The following is a 22146-nucleotide window of genomic DNA, read 5'->3' as shown; positions in this document are numbered from 1 at the left end:
CCTCACGTTTGCCGTTGACGCCGATCGTCGTGTTCTTCCCGTCTCACCGCTTGGTCGTCGTCCGGCGTGGAGTCCGTGACACGCGGCGCAGTGGCTTGCGGGGGATCGACGTCGGCTTGCGGCATTCCTGCCATGTACTCAGCCAGTTCGCGCACCGTCGAGTACTGGAAGAGCAGCTCGATGTCGAGATCCAGGTCGAACTCCGCCTTGAGCCGGGTGGCGATCCGCATGGCGAGCAGCGAGTCGCCGCCGAGTGCGAAGAAGTCGTCGTCCGGCTCGGCGCGGGGAACGGCCAGCACCTCTTGGAACAGCCTGGCGACCAGTTCCACGTGCGCGCTCCGCCGGTCGGGCGTGCCATCGCCCTCGGAAGGGGCCGGCGCGGGCTCGCCCGGCTCGTCCGGCTCGTCCGCCGGAACCGTCAGCGCGAGCAGGTCGGTCTTTCCGGCAGGGGTGAGGGGCAGCGTGTCGACGGTGACCATGACTTCGGGGACCATGTACGAGGGCAGGATCCGGCGCAGCCGCTCGCGCAGACGGGCCGGTGCGAGGGGGGCATCACGGTCGGCCGGGACGGTCCACGCGACGAGTCTGTCGTCCCTGACAGCGACGGCGGCGGCCTCGATGTCCGGTTCCTCCATCAGCACCTGCTCGATCTCGCCCGGCTCTACACGGTATCCGCGGAGCTTGAGCTGACGATCCATCCTGCCGAGCAGTTCGACCCGGCCGTCCGGCAAGGTGCGTGCGTGGTCGCCGGTTCGGAACATGCGGGATCCGGGAGCGAAGGGGTCCGCCACGAAGCGGTCCTCGGTGAGCGCGGGCTGGTTCCAGTAGCCTTCCGCGACTCCGTCACCGCCGATCCACAGCTCGCCCACGCAGCCGATCGGGACCGGGGCACCATGCGCGTCGAGCACCCGCAGTGCGGTGTTCGAAATGGGGCGGCCGACGGTGACCCGAGTGGTCTCCGCATGGATCTCCTCCACGCTGGAGTAGACGGTGGTCTCGGTCGGGCCGTACATGTTCCAGACGGTCCGACCCCGTTTGACCAGCGGTTCCACCAGATCCGGCGGAAAGGCCTCACCACAGCTGTACAGCCTGGGGCCTCCGCTGCCCTGCCAGCCGGACTCCAGCAGCACCCGGTAACGCGACGGGGTCGCCTGGAGAGCCGTGATGCCCTCTCGGGTCACGTAGTCGTCCAGTTCCCGGCCGCTCAGGCCGAGGGACCGGCGTCCGACGTGCACGGTCGCTCCGACGGCCAGGGGCACCAGCAGTTCGGCCAGCGAGGTGTCGAAGGTGAGTGTCGTCAGGGCGAGGAAGCGGTCCTCGGCACCGAGCCCCGGGTGGCGGCGGGCCAGGCTGTCCACCAGGTTGGCCAGGGCACCGTGGCCGATGGCCACCCCCTTCGGGCGCCCGGTGGAGCCGGAGGTGTAGATGACGTACGCGAGTCCGTCCGGGGTGGCGCCCGGCAGAGAAGGGCCGGCACCGGCGGCCGGGTCGAGTTCCTCCTGCGAGAGGTCGAGGACCTTGCCGTCCCAGCCGACCGGGGTCAGGTCCCCCGAGCCGTCGGTGAGGACGAGCGTGGGCGCGGAGTCCCGCAGGATGTAGGCGGTCCGTTCAGCCGGGTGGGCCGGGTCCAGCGGTACGAACGCGGCGCCGGTGCGCGCGACGGCGAGCAGGGCGGTGACCAGGTCGGCGCCGCGATCGAGGCAGACTCCGACGCGGTCCCCCGGGCCCACGCCGAAGCCCGCGAGCCGGAGGGCGAGGGCCTCGGCCCGGTCCGACAGTTCGCGATAGGTGTACGTGGCGTCGTCGGCGACGACCGCCGGGTGGTCGGGGCGCGCGGCGACGGCCGCGTCCGTCAGTCCGTCGAGCAGGGCGCGGGGCACGGCGCGGTCGACGTCCGAGCCGTTCCAGCGGTCCAGGAGCAGGGCGCGGGTCTCCCGCGGCACCGCGAGGAGGTCATGCACGGGCATGCCGGGCCGGTCGGCGAAGCGCTCGAGTACGGCGATGAGGTGGGCGAGTACCCTCTCCGCCTGGCCCTCGCCGAACACCGCCGAGTCCACCACGAGTTGAAGGCTCAGGTCGTCGGCGGACCGTACCACCAGCGTGGCGATGTAGTTGGTACGCGTCTCGTAGCCCACGTCGCAGATCCGCAGGGCCCCGTCGGCCAGTACGGCCTCGGAGGCGTCCGGGTAGTTCTCGAACACGACGACGGTGTCCAGCAGCCGTGCGCCGTGCTCGGTGCCGGCCCAGCGCTGCACATCGGTCAGAGGGGTGTGCTGGTGGCCCAGGACGGGGTGACGGGAGGCCGCGTGGTGGGCCAGCCATTCGTCGGCCGGCAGGTCCCTCTCGACGCGCGCTCTCACCGGGATGGTGTTGATGAACATGCCGATCATGTCGTCGGCACGTTCCCGTGGCGGCCGTCCCGAGACGGTCACACCCACCACCACGTCGTCCCGTCCGGAGTAGCGGGCCACGGTACCCGCCCAGGCGGCTTCCACCAGGCTGCCGAGGGTGGCCGAGCAGGCAGCCGACAGTGCGCGCAGCCTGGCGGTGGCCGTGGCGGGCAGGGTGGCCCGTACCGTGCGGAAGCTGCCCGACGGCTTCGCCCCCGGACGCACGCCGGGCAGGGTGAACACCGCCGGCTCGCGGTAGCCGGCCAGGTAGTCGGTCCAGAAGGCGCGGTCCTGCTCGGCATCCCGGCGACGCAGCCAGGAGATGTACTCCCGGAAGGCGGGAGGCGGAGTCCCCGCGCCACCGCCCGCGCGCCCGAGCTCGGCACTGACCTCGGCCATCAGCAGGGCGGCCGACCAGCCGTCGAGGATCATGTGATGGTACGTCCACACCACCATGTGCTCCGTCGGCTGAAGCCGCAGCACCAGCAGCCTCATCAGCGGCGGCCGCGTCAGGTCGAACGGCTTGCCGCGGCGCCGTGCGAGCTCGGCGGCGGCCTCCTCCGTGCGAGCCGCCTCGTCACGGTCGGAGAGGTCGAGGACGTCGATGTCGACGGCCGCTTCGGGCAGGACGACCTGGCGCGGGGCGCTGATGCGTTCGTGGACGAAAGCGGTACGCAGAACGGCGTGGCGGGCGACCACGGTCTCCCATGCCGCCGTCAGTGCCTGTAGGTCGAGGTCGCCGAGGATCCGGAAGGTGGTCGTCTCGACGTAGAGGCCGTGCTCCGCGGAGGTGAGGGTGTGGAAGAGCATCCCTTCCTGGGCGGGAGAGAGAGGGTAGATGTCCTCGATGTCGTTCACTTCGTGTCGTCCTTCCTGGACGCGAAGAGGGTCAGTACCTGAGACAGGTCCTCGGTGTCGAGCTCGGCGTCCGGAAAGCGGCCCGGAGCGTCGGTGGTCGGAGCACCCGCCGGGCCGTCCTCGGCCGGGGAGGAGCCGGGAAGGACGTTCTCGGTCCCGGCATCGGTGGACGTGGCTGGTCTTGTCGGGCTGCCGGAGGCGTGGAGGGTCTCGCCGGCGTCGGCCCTCAGCCGGTCGGCCAGCGCGCCGGGGCTGGGATGGGCGAAGAGATCGCTGGGCGACACCGCCAGTCCCACCCGCTGCATCTCGGCGGTGATCTGAACGACCGCCAGGGAGTCGGCACCCAGCTCCAGGATGTTGTCGTCGGCTCCCACCGACTCCAGGCCCAGCATGCGCGCCCAGATCTGCGCGATGCGCCCCTCGAGGAGTTCGGGGACGGCCTCGTCCTGCCCGGACCGCGAGCGGTCGGTTCCGCCCTCGTGGCCACCGGTCGCGCGTGGCGCGTCGGGCCTGACGGCCGCGCCACGGCGACTGACCAGGACATGCGGCAGGTGGGGGTTGGCCAGGATCAGGTCCAGGGCGTTCAGGCCGTCGCGGGTGGGTATGCCCTCCCGCGCCTCCTGGTTCACCCCGGGTGAGCTGTCGTGCGGAGCGGACGGTGCCGGGCGCAGGACGAAGCCCGCGACGGTGACGACGGGAAGGCCACCCGGATCGGTCAGGGTGACGTCCGCGACGAGCGTCCCGCCGGCCCGCGGGTCACCGGAGCGCAGAGTGACGTGCGCGTACGCCTCCGCGCCGAGATCCTGGTGGACGATCAGCCTCCGGTAGGCCACGGGCAGGTGGTTGCCCGTTTCCGCGGCCACGATTCCGGTGGCGACGTCGAGCAGCGCCGGGTGCAGCGGATGGACGGCGATGTCGTCGCGGTGCTTCTCGGCCAGCCGCAGGGCGAGCCGGGCACGCCCGTCACTCCGGTGGATGTCCTTGACGCAGTCCCAGCGCGGTCCAGTGGCCGTCGTGCCGCCGGCCGGACGTGCCGCTGGGGCGGCGGCACGCGCACCGGACGAGCGCGGCGTATCCGGATCGAGCCTGGCCGGACGAGGTCCGTCGTGGCGGCGGATGCGCCCCTGGCCGTGCGGACGGCCGCCCGACGCCGAGGAACTCACCTCCCACTCGTATGCGGTCCCGGTGTGGGGCCGCAGCCGCACGGCGACTGTCGGCGGTTTCGCCTCGGGGATCGGCAGGGGGCTGGTGAACACGGCGTTCAGCTCCACCGGGCCAGGGGCGGCGGGCCGTGTCCCGGCGGACCTGTCCGTCTCCGTCAGCAGCCGGTGAGCGGCCACGACCAGGTCGAGCAGGGCCGTGCCGGGGAGAACCGGTTCGCCGGCCAGGCGGTGCTCGTGGGACAGCCATGAGGTGTGCGGGCCATGGCGCAGGAGGAACTCGGTCCACCCCTCCGGCGCCGTCCGCCGCGCCTCGAACAGCGCGTGATCGAGCGGAACTCCCGGTCGTTCGGTGCTGTCGGCCGTACCGCTGCGGACGGCCATGCCTCTCTCGGACCAGCGGTCCCACCCGATGGAGACGGCCGTGTCGGTGGTGTGCGCGAAGCTGTCGAGGAAGGCGTTGGCCCCGGTGTAGTCGGCTTGTCCGGCCGCGCCGGTCACGGCCAGAACGGAGGAACACAGAACCATGACCGGGCGGTCCCGTTCTGTCAGCCGGTGCAGCAGCACGGTGCCCCGCACCTTCGGCTCCAGGACCTGCACGATGTCCTCGCGGCGCCGCAGGGCCATGGTGCCGCCCCCCGGCAGACCGGCGGCGTGCACGATCCCGGCGATGCGGCCGTAGCGCTCTCGCACCCGCTCGAGCACCTCGGTCAGGCCGCTCTCGTCGGCGATGTCGCACTGGACCAGGCAGACCTCGGTACCGCCCGCAGTCAGTTCCGTCAGGGTGTGGGTGAGCTCCGGCGGGAAGGAGGGGCCCGGCTGCTCACCGGTGCGCCTGATCACATGCCAGGCCGGGCCGTCGGGTACCGGTCGGCGGGTGACGAGGACGAGGCTGCGGCCCGGCTTCTCGGCCAGGCGTCCGGCGACAGCGGTCCCGATGCCGCCCAGACCGCCGGTGATGAGCCAGGCCCCGCCGGGAAGTTCGCCGGGCCGGCTCGCGCCGCGGTCGAGTGCCGGGCGCGCGACGCCGGGGAGCAGACGGGCGCGGCCGCGGACGGCGACCACGGGGTCGGGTGTGCCGGTGCCGTGGACGAGCGTCGCGAGTTCCGTCGTGATCGCGTCGGCGGCCCGGACGAGGTCGGTACGTGAGCGTGGTCCGCAGTCCAGGTCGAGGGCGCGGACCGCGCTGCCCGGGAGCTCCACGGGCAGTACCCGGGCGGGCCCGAGCGCCGCCGCGGCGTGCGGCGTACGGGGGCGCTGTCCGCCCACCGGGAGGGCCGCGTCGCTGACCAGGAGCATGCGGACGGGGTTGGCGGGGAACCGCTCGCTCAACGCGTGGGCGAGCGCGGCGGGTACGGTGACGGCCTGGAGCGCGCAGCGCGCGACGGCATCGGCGGTGGCCGCGTCGAGCGCGGGGGCGTCGACGGCCCAGCAGGAGACGACCGCGTCGGGCGGCGCTCCCAGGGAGGCCAGGGCGTCCGCCAAGACACGGAACGCCTCTGGATGTGCCGGGTCCAGCCGGTGGCAGTCGGCCTCGGCGCGGACCCCGTCCGGCGGTCCCGGGGTGCCGGGGCGCACGAGGTGCACCTGGGCCCCGCCGCCGGTCAGCCTCGCGGCGACCTCGTCGGCCAGCCCCGAGGTGTCGGCGAGCAGCAGGACGACCCCGGGCGCGGGGGCGGGGGCGGGCGGTACGGAAGGGGACCATTCCACGACCTGGAGCCAGTCGTCCGGCCTGCCGGGCGCAGTGGCCTGGGCCTCGGTGGCTGGGTTCCGCGGGGGCGTGGATGAGTGGGTGTCCGTGGACGGGTCAGCGTCCCCGAACCGGTCAGCGTCCGCGGACGACGGTTCGAACCAGTGCCGGGTCCGTTCGAACGGGTAGGTCGGCAGGGGGACGTGACGGCGTCCGGTGCGCTCGCCCAGCGCCGTCCAGTCGATGACGGCGCCGTGTTCCCAGAGCCGCCCGGCAGCGGCGAGCCGGGCGGGGGGCCCGTCGTCACCGTCATGGAGCGGTCCGAGTGAGCGAAGGACGAGGGGGGCCGCGCCGAGGGTGCGGCGCGCGAAAGCGGACAGCGCCCCGCCCGGCCCCGTCTCGATCAGGGCGACCGACTCCGGCAGGGCCCGCAGGGCGTCCGCGAAACGGACGGTCCTGCGCAGCTGGTGGGCCCAGTAGCGGGGCGAGACGGCCTCGTCGGCCGTGAGCGGTCGGCCGGTCAGGGAGGACACGACGGGGATGCGCGGGGCGTGCGCCGGTGTTCCGGCGACGAGCGTGGCGAACTCGTCGAGCAGCCCGTCGGCGTGGCGGCTGTGGAAGGCGTGGCGGACGGGCAGCGGACGGGCGGTCACACCCCGTTCGCCGAGCAGTTCCCGGAGCCGTTCGACGGCGGCCGGCTCACCGGCTGCCACACAGCGGTCAGGCGCGTTGACCGCGGCGACCTCCGGCCGGGACATCGCGTCGCCGCCCGCGTCGTCGTACGCGCCGGAGAGGATGTCGCGCAGTTCTGCTTCTGGCAGGGGTACGGCGAGCATCGCCCCGTTCGGCATCCGGCTCATCAACTCACCCCGGCGAGCGACCAGCCGGGCGGCATCCGGCAGGGTGAACACGCCGGCGGCGCAGGCGGCCGACAGTTCGCCGACGCTGTGCCCGGCCACGGCCACCGGCCGAACGCCCAGGGCCGTCCACCACTCCGTGAGGGCGTACTCGACAGCGAACAGGGCGGGCTGGGCCACCTCGGTCCGGTCGAAGGCGTCCGAGTGTTCGGGATCGAGCAACAGTTCCCGCAGCGGGGCACTTGTCCATGGCCGCAGGGCTTCCAGGCACCGGTCGAGGGCGGCGCGGAACACCGGATCGCCGACGTACGCCTCGGCCGCCAGGCCAGGGGTGCCGGCCCCCTGCCCGGGGTAGAGAAAGGCGACCTCGCGGGGCGTGTCGCCGGCGCGCACGGGAGTGGTCCGGGACTCGGTGAGGGCAGCCGTGCGGCCGGGTGCCGCTGTGACGGCACGGCGCCAGGGATGGCCCGTACGGCCGGTCTGCAGGGTGTGCGCGACATCGGCGAGGGCAGGAGCGGCGGGGCCCACGACGGCGGTGGCCAGCCGTCCGGCCAGTCGATCCAGCGCCTGCGGGGTGCGGGCGGACAGCGGCAGCACCTGCCAGCCACCGACGGGATCGGCGCCCGGGGCGGGCCGGGCCGACGGCGGGGCTTCCCGCAGGATCACGTGGGCGTTGGTGCCGCCGATGCCGAAGGAGCTCACCCCGGCCGTGCGGGTGCCGTCCACGCCGGGCCACGGTTCGGCCTCGGTGAGCACGCGGAAGCGGCTCGCGTCGAGACCGGGCATGGGGCGGGTGAAGTGTGCGGTGGGCAACAAGGTGCGGTGCTGCAGCGCGAGGACCGTCTTGATCAGGCCGGCCATGCCGGCGCAGGTGTCCAGGTGACCGACGTTCGACTTCACCGCGCCGAGTACCCGGCCGGGGTCGGGCGCGTCGGCGAAGACCCGGTCGAGGGCGGCGAGTTCGATACGGTCGCCGAGGGCGGTGCCGGTGCCGTGCGCCTCCAGACAGGTGATCTCCTCCGGACCGACACCGGCGACGGCTTGCGCGGCGGCGAGGACCCGGACCTGTCCCTCCAGGCCGGGAGCGGTGAATCCGACCTTGCGGTCGCCGTCGTTGTTGACGGCCGAGCCGAGCAGGACGGCGCGTACCGTGTCGCCGTCCGCGACGGCGTCGGCGAGCCGTTTGAGGACCACGACGCCGACACCACTGCCGAAGACGGTGCCGCCGGCGGCGGAGTCGAAGGGCCGACAGCGACCGTCCGGCGACAGGATGCCCCCTTCGGTGTACAGGTAGCCCAGCCCCTGGAAGACACCGGCGGACACCGCCCCGGCGAGCGCCACGTCGCACTCACCGCTGAGCAGCGCCTCGCCGGCCAGATGGACCGCGACCAGAGCGGACGAACACGCCGTCTGCACGCTCAGGCTGGGCCCGGTGAGACCGAGCCGGTAGGACGTCTGGGTGGCCAGGTAGTCCTTGTCGCTCGCGGCCAGCCACTGCACGTCGGCCCGGTCGGCGAGTTCGGCGGCGTGCGGCAGGAGATGGTGGGTCAGGTACGAGTTGAAGCCGGAGGACGCGTAGACACCGACACCGCCGTCCGTGCCCTGGGCGGGCTGCCCGGCGTCCTCCAGCGCGGAGACGGCGCACTGCAGGAACAGCCGGTGCTGCGGGTCCATCAGCGCCGCGTCGCGGGGGGTGATGCCGAAGTACTCCGCGTCGAACTCCTGGATGCCGCTCAGCACCCCTCCGGCGGGAACGAACCGCGGATCCGCGAGCCGGCCGGCCGGAACGCCGAGCGCGTCCAACTCCTCGTCGGTACGGAAGGTGATGCCGTCCCTGCCCGCCACGAGCTGCGCCCAGAAGGCTTCGGCGTCGGGCGCGCCGGGGAACCGGCACGCGAGGCCGGTCACGGCGATCGCGTCCGGCAGGTCCGGTGCACCCGCTGGGCTTTCGGTGTCCTGAGTGGTCATTCGGTCCTTCTTCTCGCAGTCGGTGCGGGCGCGGCCGTGAGGCTGCGGGAGGGGGCAGGAGGCGGCCGTGCCCCGCCACGGCTTCCGCTCAGCCGGCGGACGGGGTGGGGCCGGAGCCGCGCGCACGGCGGGCGGCACGCCGCTGTTCGTGGTGCCGGCGCCGGCCGGCAGCGGGTGCCGAGCCCTCCCCCGTGTCGACGCGCGCCGCCCGCTCGGCGCTGTCGAGCAGCTCGGCGAGGTGCCGGACGGTGGGGTTGTCGAACATCGCGACGACCGACAGTTCCGTGCCGAACTCCGCGGAGATCCCCTTCTGTACGCGCACCAGGTGGATGGAGGTCGCCCCGGCGTCGAAGAAATTGGTGTCGGCGCCGATCTCCTGACCGTCCAGCACCTCACGCCACAGCGCCGCGAGGCGTTCCAGGGTGGTCCCGGGGAGGGTGCCGGAGCCCGTCGTCGGAGCGGCCTGCGCCCCGGCGGGCCGGATCGCCTCGGACAGCGCGGGTCGGGGCGCGGTGGGCCGCGCCGGCGCGCCGTCCAGCCGGGCGAGCGCCTTGCGGTCCACCTTGCCGTTGGCCGACAGTGGCAGCGCGTCGATCACCCGTACGCGCCGGGGCACCATGTACGGGGGCAGCCGCCGGGCGAGTTCGTCCCGCAGCCCGGCCGCCCACACGTCCGTGTCGTCGACGGCGGTGCCCGCGGCCAACGGGAGACCGCCGAGCAGGGTGTGGAGCACCGTCTGCTCCCTCTCCAGGCTCAGGACCTCGTGCAGCGGCTCGGCGTACACGTCCCCGACCGGGCACAGGCCGACCCGGCAGTCCGCGGCACGCTGCCGCAGCAGCTGCGCCATCGCCCCGGCCTCCAGCAGGGCGAACCGGTCGGACAGTGCCCCGTAGACGGGCGTCACCGCCGCGTCGCGGACGACCAGGTGGACGGCGAAGCCCGCCTGCGCGACCAGCGGCCGGTTGGACTCACCGAACAGGGCGGGATCGAGGACCCGCCGGGCTCCCTCCGGGCCGTCGAGCGCCACCAGCGCGGGACCGGCCGGGTCAAGGTAGTAGGTGCCGGCCTCGATCCCGTCGACGCCGCCCGGCGCGACGGCCAGGTACGTCTGCACCGGGTAGAGGCCGCCGGCCGAGCCGTACGCGTACCGGGGCACACCGTCCTCGTCCTGGCGGGCGAGCACGGTGAGGAGCCCGTACAGATCGGCGGCCGGTACGGGGCCGGCGCCGAATCCGGTCGCCGCGCCCCGGGCGGCCGACTCGCCGCGCAGCGCCCGCGTGTCCGACGGCAGCGCGAACGGCAGGATCTCGCGGCCCGCGAGGTCCTCGCGCCGTCCCGGCTGCCGCAGCCGGATCTCCAGCCTGCGCACCCGCTCGGCGTCCAGTCCGGCCGGGGCGCCGGTTCCGGCGGCGGGCGGCTGACCGGGGGCGGCCGGCGCCTCCCGTACGACGTAGGCCGCGAGCTGAGCGGACGTGCCGGAGCCCTGGACGAGCGCGGCAGCCTCGCGGACCCCTTCCGTCCGGACGAGCTCGGCCTCGATCTCGCCGAGCTCGATGCGCATGCCGCGGATCTTGACCTGCGAGTCCTCGCGGCCCAGGAACTCCAGGCTCCCGTCGGGCATGAGCCGGGCCAGGTCGCCGGTGCGGTACAGACGTTCCCCGGTCACCGGGTGGGTGGGGAACGCCCGTGCCGTGAGCTCGGGCGCGTTGCGGTAGCCGACCGCCAGTCCCCTACCGCCTATGTACAGGGCGCCGGGCAGGCCGGTGGGCCGGAGCCGGAAGGCGTCGTCGAGGACGTACATCGTCTGGTTGCGCAGGGGGCGACCGTACGGGATGCTCGGCCGCTTCGGGTCGACCGTGCCGACCGGGTGCGCCACCGACCAGATCGACGCCTCGGTGGCACCCCCGAGGCTGATCACCTCGGCCGTCGGGCTGACCGACCTGATGTTGTCGGGCATGTCGACGGGGATCCAGTCCCCGCTGAGCATGACCAGCCGCAGGCTCTTCACGTCCGCTGCCGGATTGCCCATGGCGTGCACGAGCAGCATCTCCATCAACGCGGGCACCGAGTTCCACACGGTGACGCCGTGGTCGGCCACGAGCCGCGCCCAGCGGCTCGGATCACGTTCCTCGCCCGGCCCCGGCATGACGAGCGCGGCACCGGCCGCCAGGGTGCCGAAGATGTCGTACACGGACAGGTCGAAGCCCAGGGACGACAAGGCGAACACGCGGTCGTCGGCGTCCGTGCCGAACCGCTCGTTGATGTCGGTGACGGTGTTCAGAGCGCCGCGGTGGTCCGTCATCACGCCCTTGGGCTCGCCGGTGGACCCGGACGTGTAGATCACGTACGCCAGGTCGCCCGGGGTCGTGGTGGGACGCGGGTCGTGGTCGGTGCCCGCGGCATCGCCGTCCGCCACGGCCTCGTCGAACCGCAGGACGGTGACGCCGTCCGCCGCTCCGTCCCCGACGGGGGCGGAGGCGGGCACGATCAGGGCGACGGCTCCGGCGTGCTCGAGGGAGCGGGCCACGCGCGCGGCGGGCAGTCCGCTGTCCAGGGGCAGATAGGCGGCCCCGGCACGCAGGACGCCGAGGGCGGAGGCGACCTGTTCCCACCCGCGGTCGGCCAGCACGCCGACGAGGCAGCCGGACCGCACACCGGCCCGGTGCAGGCTGCGGGCGACGGCCAGAGAGGCCCGGTCGAGTTCCCCGTAGGTGACCGTGCCGGTGGCGGAGACGACGGCGACGCGCTCGGGCTGCTGGGCCGCGCGGGCCAGGAAGGGCTCGTGCAGCAGTCCGTCCGGCAACGGGCCGGCGGTCTCGTTGAGCGCGGTGTACCGGGCGGCCTGATCCGGGGGCAGAACCTCCCGGTGTGCGTCGGTCCAGGCCGTCGGCTCCTCGGCGAGGGAGGTCAGCAGAGCCGTGTACGCGGCGAACATGTCGTCCAGCACGCCGGGCGGGAACAGCGCCTCGACGGCGTCCCAGGTGAGCCGCAGCCGATCGCCGTCCTCCGCGATCTGGTGGTCGAGCCACACCTGGGGTGTCTGGGTGATCGTGTACGCGATCCGCGCGCCCGGCTCCGTCGGCGGGGTGTCGTCGGCCGCACCGAGTTCACTGGTGAAGACCACGGGCATGACGGCGGCGGCGACGCCGCGGCGGCGGGCCAGCTCGCCCGCCACCCGGACGCCGCTGACCGACTGGTGATCCAGGTCCTCCCAGAGCCGGCCCTGGATCCGGCGGGCCCTTTCCTCGAATGCTCCGGAGGTGGCGCCGTCCACCTCCAGCATGGTGAGTGCGGTGAAGTCCCCCACGAGCGAGCTCAGTTCGGGGTGGTCGCCCACTCGGTTGAAGAGAGTGAGATTGAGGGTGAAGCGGTCCGCGTCCGCCCACGTGCCGATCACGGTGGCGTACGCGGCGAGGGCGAGTGCCGACGGGGTGATCCGCGCGGCCGCGGCCCGTTCCTTCAGCCGGTTCCACACCTCCGCCGGCAGGTGTGCCTCCCGGCGCCGGAACCGCGTCTCGGTCAGTTCCTCTGGCCGCCGGGCCAGCGGCAGGGAGGGCGCGGGCGGCAGGGTGTCGAGCCGGTCCCGCCAGTAGGCCATGTCACGTTCCCCGTCGGGGCCGCCGCGACGCCGCTGCTCGGCCAGGACGTAGTCCCGGAAGGACAGCTCCAGTGGCTCCGGCCGCAGTTCCCCGCGATAGACGGCGAGGAGTTCGCCCAGCAGGATCCGCACGCTGCCGCCGTCGGCGATCAGGGTGTCGATGCTCACATGGACGCGGGCCGTGGTGTCCCCCGTGCGGCTGGCCCGGATGTCGAACAGGGGCCACGTCTCGGAGGGCAGCACCTGGTGGGACATGGCATGACGGGTCGCCTCCAGACGGCTGTCGCGGCCGGTCCGGTCGAGACCGCGCAGGTCCTCCACGTCCACGCGGTAATCGGGGACGTCGGCCAGGATGCGCTGGGTGCCGTCCCCGTCCACCACGAGACGCAGCGCGTCGTGCCGGCGCACCAGCGCCTGCCAGGAGCCTTCCAGCCTGGGCAGGTCGATGTCGTCGACGTCTAGCTCGACGTACAGGTGACACGAGACGTCGCCGCCCACCGTGCCGCTGCGTCCGATCCAGTAGGCGCGCTGTACGTCGGTGAGGGGGAACGGGTCGTGGCGGTGCTCGTGGTCGGGGCACAGGGCGGCCGGGACGGCGGTCGCCGAGGGCCGCGCGGCCGAGGACTCGCCGAGTGCCTCCACGGCGCGCGCGAGGGCGGCGACTGTGGGTGCCTCGAACAGGAGGCGCAGCGGCAGCCGGACGCCGAGGGTGCGCCGGATGCCGGCGACGACCTGGGTGGCCAGCAGGGAGTGGCCGCCGAGTTCGAAGAAGTCGTCGTGGACGCCCACGCGTTCGACCCGCAGGGCGTCGCGCCAGATGGCCGTGATCAGTTCCTCGGCGGGAGTCGTCGGCGCGGTGAAGGCGACGGAACCCCGCTCCTGCTGCCCTGGTTCCGGCAGTGCTCCGAGGTCGACCTTGCCGTTGCCGGTGAGCGGCAGGGCGTCGAGGGGGACGAAGCGGGAGGGGACGAGGAACGAGGGGAGCCGGCGGGTCAGTTCGGCGCGCAGCTCGGCCGTGCCGGGCGGCGCGTCGGGAGCGGTGGGGACGAAGTAGGCGACGAGGGCGGCGGCGGAGGTCCCCAGCCCGTGGCCGGTGACGACGCACTGGCGCACCGACGGCAGAGCGGTGAGCACGGCCTCGACCTCGCCCGCCTCGACCCGGAAGCCGCGGATCTTCAGCTGGTGGTCGTTGCGGGACAGGTACTCGAGCCGGCCGTCGCGGCGTACGCGGACGATGTCGCCCGTGCGGTAGAAGCGTTCCGCGGCGCCGGCCGGGTCCTTGGCTCCGTGCGGGGCGACGAACCGCTCGGCGGTGAGTTCTGGACGGTCCAGGTATCCGGCGGTCACACCGGCGCCGCCGATGTACAGCTCCCCGGGGACGCCGGCGGGGACCTCCCGGCCGTGCGGGTCGAGGACGCGGACCACGGTGCCGACGACGGGGCGCCCGATGGTGACGGTCGCCTCGGACGGCTCGACGAGGTCCGTGGTGGACCACACCGTGGTCTCGGTCGGGCCGTACATGTTGCGGATCGTGCCGCGCAGGTGTTCCGCGAGCCGGCGGGCGAGGTCCGCGTCGAGCCGTTCGCCGCCGAGGAGCAGTTGGCGCAGTCCGCCGAGCGCCGCGGTGTCCGCCTCCTCGATGAGGGCGCGGGCGTGTGAGGGGGTGCACTGGAGGTGGGTGACGCCGTGGGCGCGGATCATCCCGGTGAGGGACGGCTCCTCGCGGGGCCCGGCGGGCGGGGCCGCGGCGGCCCGGCTCCTGAGGTCGGCCAGTGCGGACAGGGCGCCGATCGCGGCGTCCGGGTCCACACCGAAATCCAGGAGACAGGCGATCTCGTCGATCCCCGCCGCGGTGAGCCGGTGCACCAGGGGCAGCCGGTCCTCGACGGTGCCGATGAGTGAGCTGTCGGCCAGATAGCGGGCGCAGGCGTGATCGAGGAGCGCTTCCCTGTCGTCCGGTGTGAAGTCGTCGGCGGTGATGTCGACGCCCATGGCGCGCGCCATGTTCTCGATCAGGCCGACGGAGGAGCGCAGGTATTCACGGAACGGCTGCCAGGCGTGCGTGCGGACGTTCTCGGCGTCGGTCCCCACGAAGGTGTGCAGCATCAGGGTGACGTGCGGGTCGCCGGGGTGGCCGGCGCGGTGCCATGCCTCTCGGTACACCGCGACACGGTCGGCGAGTTCCTCGACGCTCTGGCCGAGCAGATGGGTCAGCAGCCGTGCTCCGGCCTCACCGGCCCTGCGGCAGGTCTCGGGGTTGCCCGACGAGGTGAGCCACACGGGCAGTTCCGACTGGACCGGTCGGGGCAGTACGCCGACCTCGACGGCCCGGCCGCCGGGGCCTTCGAAGGCCAGCCGTTCGCCGCGCCACAGTCCGCGAACCTGCTCCAGCCCGTCGAGGGTGCGGGCCTGCCGGTCCTCGTAGGCGTCCTTGGCGAGGACGAAGTCGTCCATGTGCCAGCCGGAGGCGAACGACAGCCCGACTCGGCCGCCGGAGAGATTGTCGACGACCGACCACTCCTCCGCCACGCGGACCGGGTGGTGGAGCGGCATGACGACGCTGCCCGCGCGGATGCCGATGCGCCGGGTGGTGGTGGCCACGGCGGCGGCGAGGACGGACGGTGCGGGGAAGGCTCCGCCGAAGGCGTGGAAGTGACGTTCCGGCAGCCATACGGCGCTGAAGCCGTGCTCGTCGCCGAAGCGCGCCCCGTCCATCAGCAGCCGGTACTGCTGCGGCCCCGAGATGACACCTCCGGAGTCACTGGCGAAGTAGAACAGGCTGAACTCCGGTGCGGCCGAGGCCACCGCGGGCTCCGGGCCGGCGGTCGCACCCGCGTCCGGGGTGATGACCACACGGTGGCCGCGGCTGACCGTCCACAGCAGTTCGAGCACGGAGATGTCGAAGGACACGCTGGTGACGGCGAGCCAGGTCACCGGCTGGTCGCCGGTGTCGACGACCCGGTCCATGGCGGCGAGGAACGCCGTGAGGTTGCGGTGGAGGACCACGACCCCCTTCGGCCTGCCGGTGGAGCCGGACGTGTGGATGACGTACGCCGCCGCCTCGGGATCCGCGCTCGGCGGGCCGTCGGGGGCCTCCTCTAGGGCGCTGCCGGCGGGCGCGTCGATGTCGACCAGGGCCGCTCCCCGCAGGACGGTGCCGTCCGCGAACGTCTCGCGGGTCGCGGTGTGGACGAGCACGGCGGCCGGCGTCGCGTCGTCGCACACGTACCGCAGTCGCTCCGGCGGGTAGTCGGGGTCGAGCGGCAGATAGGCGGCGCCCGTCATGAGCACCCCGAACAGCGCGGCCGGCAGGTCCGCGCACCGGCGTATGCCGACACCGACCCGGTCACCGGGCCGGACGCCCGCGGCCCGCAGCCGGGCGGCCACGTCGGCGGCCCGCCCGTGGAGGGCGCGGAAGGTCAGCTCGGTACCGAGACAGCCGACGGCCGCGGCGTCCGGCCTGGTGCGGACGGCCCGGGCGAAATCGGTGAGCACGTCCTGGGCGCCCTCGGGTACGGGGCCGCCGTCACCGGCCGCCCGGAGCAGGGCCTGTTCGGCCGGGGTCAGGGTGAGCAGCTCCGACAGCCGCAGGGTGGGGTCGGCCGTGGCGCGCAGCAGGACGCGCTCCAGGGCATCGGTGAGGGTGCGCACGCTGTCCTCGTCGAACAGGTCGCGGCTGTACTCGCAGATGCCCTCGGTGACGTCGCCGTGCCGGGCCAGTTCGAGGCTCAGGTCGGTACGGCACAGTCCGTTGTCCAGCTCGGCGAGGCGGACCTGGACGCCGGGAAGGGTGATCTTGGGCTCGGGGACATTGCGGTATCCGAACTGCACCTGGTACAGCGGCGCGTGGCTGAGGTCGCGGTCGGGGCTCAGCCGGCGCACGAGGCCCTCGAAGGGGACCTGGGCGTGCTCCAGCGCTCCGAGGGCCGCCTCCCTGACCCGGGAGAGCAGCTCCCCGAACGTGGGGTCGCCGGACAGGTCGGCCCGCAGGACCAGGCTGTTGACGAACATGCCGACCAGCGCGGCCAGTTCGGGGCGGTCGCGTCCGGCGGTCGGCACGCCGACGACGACGTCCTCCTGCCCGGAGTGCCGCATCAGGACGGCCTGCCAGGCAGCGAGGGTGACCATGAACGGCGTGGCCCTGGCCTCCCTGCCCAGACCCTCCAAGGCCTCGGTGAGGCGGGCGTCCAAGGTGAAGCGGACACGGCCGCCGCGGTGGGTGGGGACCGCCGGTCGCGGCCTGTCGGTCGCCAGGTCGAGCAGCGGCGGCGCGTCGGCCAGACGCTCCTCCCAGTACGTCAGATGATCTGCCAGGTGGTCGTCGGTGAGTTCGCGGCGCTGCCAGGCCGCCCAGTCGCCGTACTGGACGGGCAGGGCCTCGCCCGCGGCCGGCGTGCCGTCGAGGTGGGCACGATAGCCGGTGCACAGGTCATCGACGAGCACGGATCTGGACCACGCGTCCCCGGCCATGTGGTGGTTGACCACGACCAGCAGGGACCGGTCGGGCGCCGACCTGATCAGCAGGGCCCGGAACAGCGGACCGTTCTCCAGGTCGAAGGGGCGCGCCGCCTCCTCCCGGCCCAGTGCCCGCTCGCCGGGCAGGAGACCGCCCTCGTCGGGCCGCACGGCCGCGGCGTCACCGGGCTCGATGTCGACGACCCGCAGGACCGTGTCCGCGGTGGACAGGACGCGCTGTACGGGGGTGCCGTCACCGGGGTCGACGACGGTGCGCAGCGCCGGGTGCCGGTCGACCAGCCCCGTGAGCGCCGCGTCGAGTGCGGCGAGGTCGAGGTGACCGGTGAGGCGGAGCGCCACGTATTCGTTGTGGACGCCGAGGCCGGGCGTGAGCTGTTCCAGGAACCAGAGCCGTTCCTGCCCGAAGGAAAGGGGGGCAGGGCCCTGTACGGGAGGGATCGGTCCGCCGGCCACGGTGTCCGCGGGCTCGCCGCCGGTGGCGGGTGCCGTGGCCGCGGTGACGGCACGGCCTCGGGTGCGGGCCAGGAAGGCGGCCCGCTGTTCGGGGGTGAGCCGGGCGAGACGTTCCTCCCGGCCGGTGGACTCGGTCACTGGTCCTCCAGTTCGGCCAGGATGTGCTCCTCGATCAGCTCGGCCAGGTCGGCGACCCGACCACCCTCGAAGAACGCGCGGGCGGGCACGTCGACGTCGAACTCGGCCCGCAGCCGGGCCACGATCTGGGCGGCGAGAAGTGAGTGTCCGCCGAGTTCCAGGAAGTCGTCGTGGACGCCGACGCCTTCGATGCCGAGCATCTCTGCGTAGATCTCGGCGAGCCGCTCCTCGGTCGGGGTGCGGGGGGCCACGTAGGCGGTGGCCAGCTCGGGGCGCGGCAGCGCGACGGCGGGCCGCGGGACGGCCGGTTCGTCGGCGAGCCGGAGGACGCCGTCCGTCACCACGGCCGAGGAGCGGGCCACCAAGGTCCGGCCCGGGGGCGCGTCCAGCATTGCCGCGAAGGCGCGTGCGCCCTGTTCTGCGGTGAGGGCCCCGGCGAGCATGCGCTCCTGCAACGCCCTCAGGTCCGCGGGGACTTCGGCCTCACTGGCCATGCCGGACCCGGCCCACATGTCCCAGTCGGCGGCGATGGCGTGGCGGTCCCCCCGGGCCGCCTCGGCCTCCGCCGCCGCGGCGAGGTAGGCGTTCGCCGCGGCATAGTCCGCCTGACCGTAGGTGGGGACGACGGTGGCGAGCGAGGAGCAGACGAGGAAGGCTCGGGCCTCACCCGGACGCAGGGCTGCGAGCAGGTTGCGGGTGCCGGTCACCTTGGGGCCGAACACGGCTCGCACGTCCCGGTCCTCGCGCAGGGCGACGGAGCCGCCGCCCGGTACACCGGCCGCGTGCACGACGCCGTCGATGGTGGAGAACCGGGCCCGGACCTCGTCAAGGGCCCCGCTCAGGGACTGGGCATCGGTGACGTCGGCCCGGAGCGCGAGAACCTCCGTGCCGGATGCGCGCAGTTCCCGCAGGAAGGCGGCCGCCGGTCCGTCGTCGCCGTCCGGGACCCGTCGGCCCAGCAGGGCGAGCCGGACGCCGGGGACGCGGGCCAGGTGGGCGGCGAGAGTCCGGCCGATGCCGCCGAGACCGCCGGTGATGACCCAGGTGCCGCCTTCGGGGAGGCCGGAGGCGAGGTCGGGGACGGGGTGCTCGACGGGCTCGGCGGCACGGGCGAGAAGGCGGCCGTCACGCAGGGCGAGAAGACGGGCCGGCTGGTCGAGGACGGCGCCGAGTACGGCCTCGGTGGTGGGGGCGTCCAGTGCGGCCCCGGCCGGCAGGTCGACCTGGGTGCATCGCATGTTGCCGTACTCTTCGGGAAGCACCTGGACCGGACCGCTGAGCATCGCGGCCGCGGGGTCCGGGACCTCGCCGGTGGCGGTCCGGAACGCGGCGCGGGTCAGCACGCCGAGGCGCACCTCGTTGACGACGCTCTCCTCGGCCATGGCGCGGGCGAGCCGCACGAATCCGAAGTAGCAGGAGGTCTCGTCGGGTGCCGTGTCGCCGCTGTCCTGCCCGGTGCGCAGGCCCCAGGCGTACAGGACGGCCGTGGGCGTGCGCACCAGTCCGCGCAGGTCGGCGAAGAGCTTGGCGTACTGGGCGGGGTCGGCCGGGTCGAGCTGGTAGACGCCGCGGCGGACCCTGCGGTACTCGGTCCCGGGCAGCACGACCGTGACGATCTGTCCGCGCGCGGTCAGCAGGTCCACGGCCGGCTGGGCCGCGCCGTCCGGATCCATCAGCACGAGCCAGGTCTGTCGGCGGCCTGAGAACCGGTCGGAGGCCGTGGTGGCGGCGTCGAGCGGCCGCCAGACGAGCGCCGCGTGCAGGGCGTCGGGGGCGGCGGGGACCTCGGGCAGGTCCGCGGTCACGGGATCGATCCAGTGGGTGCGGTGCTCGAAGGGATAGCCGGGCAGGTCGGCCACGCGTGCGGTGCCGGCGACGGGCTCCCACTCGACGTGGGCGCCATTGGTCCACAGCCCGGCCAGGGAGAGCGCCGTGCCGACCGGTTCGTCCTCGGGGCCGCGGCGGCCCCGGGAGGGCAGCGGCGGCGGGGCCAGCCGGATGTCGTCGGTTCCGGGACGGACCGATCGCACGAGGTCCGTGAGGACGCTGCCAGGTCCGTTCTCCACCAGGACCAGACCGTCGTCCAGGGCGGCCAGGGTGGCGAGCCCTCGGTCGAAGCGGACCGGTTCGCGCATCTGACGGGCCCAGTACGCCGGGTCGGCGGCCAGCTCGGCGGTGATCCAGTCGCCGCTCACGCCGGAGACGAAGGGAACGCGTGGAGCGCTGCGTGCGGTGAGCGAGACCTCCCGCGCGAAACGGGCGGCGGCCTCGTCGCACAGGGAGCTGTGGAACGCCCGGTCCACCGGCAGCGCCAGCGGGCGCAGGCCGCGCCCTTCGAGATCCGCGCGGGCGTGGTCGACCGCGTCGCGCGGCCCGGACAGAACGGTCGCGGCAGGTCCGTTGACCGCCGCGACATCGAGGGCGTACCGGGTGGCCGCCTCGGTGGCCTCGGCCGCGCCCAGCGGCACCGCCAGCATGGCGCCCGGTGCCGTCTCCTCCATGAGCCGGCCTCGTACCGCGGCCAGCCGCAGCGCTTCGGGCAGTTCGAAGACGCCGGACAGGGCGGCGGCGGTGAACTCGCCGAGGCTGTGGCCCAACAGGGCGGCGGGGCGTACTCCCCAGTGCTCCCACAGACGGGTGAGTGCGTGTCCGATGGCTACGACGGCGGGCTGGAGCACGGCCGTACGCCGCAGGTCCCTCTCGCCGCCGTCGCGCAGGACGGCGGTCAGGTCCTGGCCGAGGTGGGGCCGGAGCATGTCAGCGCACTCGTCCAGGGCGGCCCGGAACACCGGGTGGGCGTCGTACAGCCCCATGGCCATACCCGGCAGTTGGGTGCCCTGGCCGGGCAACAGGAACGCGACCGGGGCGTCGGCGCGGTCGGCGCGGGCGCGCACGGAGTCGCGGCGCCCGCCGGTACGCAGTGCGGCGGCGGCCTCGGCGGTGTCGCGGGCGAGAACCACCCGGCGGTGGTCCAGGCGGCGCCGTCCGGTACGCAGGGTGCGGGCGACATCCACGAGCGGGACCTCGGGGTGTGCCTCGAGGTGCTCGGCGAGTCGCGAGGCGGCGGTGTCCAGTGCGGTGGAGGTGCGCGCCGACAGCGGAAGCGGAACCGGAAGCGCGGAGCCTGCCTCCGGGCCACCGCCGTCCGTGGACCGGGGGGCGTGGGGCGGTGCCTGCTCCAGGACGACGTGGGCGTTGGTGCCGCCGATCCCGAAGGCGCTGACGGCCGCGCGGCGGGGGCCCTCGCCGGCCGGCCACGCGGTGGACCGCTCGGGCACGAAGAACGGCGTCGAGGCCAGGGCAGGGGCCGGGCCGTCGCCGTCGGCGTGCAGGGTGGCGGGTATCCGGCCATGGCGCAGGGCCTGGACGGCCGCGATGAATCCGGTGATGCCGGCCGCCGTGTCCAGGTGGCCGACCCGGGACTTCACGGACCCCAGGGCGCACCAGGGGCCCGTGTCCGTGGCGGAGCCGGCGGCCCGGTAGGCGGTGGTGAGCGCCTCGACCTCGATCGGGTCGCCGAGCGCGGTGCCGGTGCCGTGGCCCTCCACATAACCGATGGAGCGCGGTGACACGTCGGCGACCGACAGCGCTTCGCGGATCACGGTCACCTGGCCGGTCATGCCGGGGGCGGTGTAACCCGCCTTGGCGGCTCCGTCGTTGTTGACGGCGGAACCGAGGATCACGGCGTGTATCCGGTCACCCTCGGCGAGCGCGTCGGACAGCCGCTTGAGCGCCACGACACCCGCGCCGTTGCCGAACACCGTGCCGTTGGCGCCGATGCCGTAGGGGCGGCAGCGGCCGTCGGGCGACTCGATGCCCCCCGGGACCGGCAGGTAGCCGGAGCGGTGGGGCACGGTGACGGTGACCCCGCCCGCCAGGGCCAGGTCGCACTCGTGCGACAGCAGGCTCTGTGCGGCCATGTGCACCGCGACGAGGGAGGTGGAGCAGGCGGTCTGGACGCTGACCGCCGGACCGCGCAGGTTCAGCTTGTACGCGACACGGCTGGCGAGCTGGTCGGGCTGGTTGCCCTGGAAGAGCAGGGGAACGCCCAGTGAGGCACGCAGGTCTGTGCGGGACAGCAGATTGTGGATCAGGTACGTACTCAGCATCGATCCCGCGTACACGGCGACCGGCCCCGTGACACGGTCCGGATCGCACCCGGCGTCCTCCAGCGCCGACCACGCGCACTCGAGGAAGATCCGCTGCTGAGGGTCGATGACCGACGCTTCCAGAGCGTTGTATCCGAAGAGCTGGGAATCGAACCCGGCGATGTTCGGCAGGACGCCCTTGGCCGGTACGTAGCCGGGGTGGGTTGTGTCGATGTCGGGTACACCGGAGGCACGCAGTTCCTCGGGGGTGAACCGGGAGACGGCCTCGGCTCCGGACTCCCACAGGTCCCACAGCGCGTCGGGTGACGCGGCTCCGGGAAAGCGCCCCGCCATGCCGACGACGGCGATCCTGCCGTCTGTGTCACCTCGGTCGTCCCGGTCCGGCTGACCTGGCTGTGCGTTCAAGATCGTCTCCGTTGAGGCTCGGTGCGGGCGCCGCGCTTCGGCGG

4 protein-coding genes are annotated in these 22146 nt (G+C 73.8%); all 4 read right to left on the bottom strand.

Annotated elements, in window-relative coordinates; all coding sequences use genetic code 11:
• Positions 1-2 precede the first annotated feature (2 nt).
• The 4 genes from HW837_RS45930 to HW837_RS45915 all read right to left on the bottom strand — a co-directional run bounded on the left by HW837_RS45930 (position 3) and on the right by HW837_RS45915 (position 22102).
• Positions 3-3248: a non-ribosomal peptide synthetase gene (locus HW837_RS45930; protein WP_193381954.1), complete on the bottom strand. Its 3246-nt coding sequence runs from the start codon at positions 3246-3248 to the stop codon at positions 3-5.
• Positions 3245-8923 (bottom strand): type I polyketide synthase, encoded by a 5679-nt coding sequence (locus tag HW837_RS45925; RefSeq protein ID WP_193381953.1) that lies wholly within the window; start codon positions 8921-8923, stop codon positions 3245-3247. Before HW837_RS45925 ends, HW837_RS45930 begins: the two co-directional genes overlap by 4 nt.
• Before the next feature lie 88 nt (positions 8924-9011).
• On the bottom strand, positions 9012-17588 hold the full coding sequence (locus HW837_RS45920; RefSeq protein ID WP_193381952.1) for a non-ribosomal peptide synthetase: 8577 nt from the start codon (positions 17586-17588) through the stop codon (positions 9012-9014).
• A complete protein-coding gene (locus HW837_RS45915; RefSeq protein ID WP_193382982.1) occupies positions 17585-22102 on the bottom strand; it encodes a type I polyketide synthase in 4518 nt (1505 codons plus the stop codon). Before HW837_RS45915 ends, HW837_RS45920 begins: the two co-directional genes overlap by 4 nt.
• Positions 22103-22146: the final 44 nt, after the last annotated feature.

Origin of the sequence: Streptomyces caniscabiei (assembly GCF_014930365.1) — a bacterium.
Lineage (GTDB): Bacteria > Actinomycetota > Actinomycetes > Streptomycetales > Streptomycetaceae > Streptomyces > Streptomyces caniscabiei.
Note: the sequence above shows the minus strand (reverse complement) of the source record. Positions and strands in the feature narration are given on the sequence as shown.

Excerpts from the sequence above, each read along its gene's own strand:
- HW837_RS45925 (WP_193381953.1), bottom strand. The coding sequence starts at position 8,923 with ATGACCACTCAGGACACCGAAAGCCCAGCGGGTGCACCGGACCTGCCG.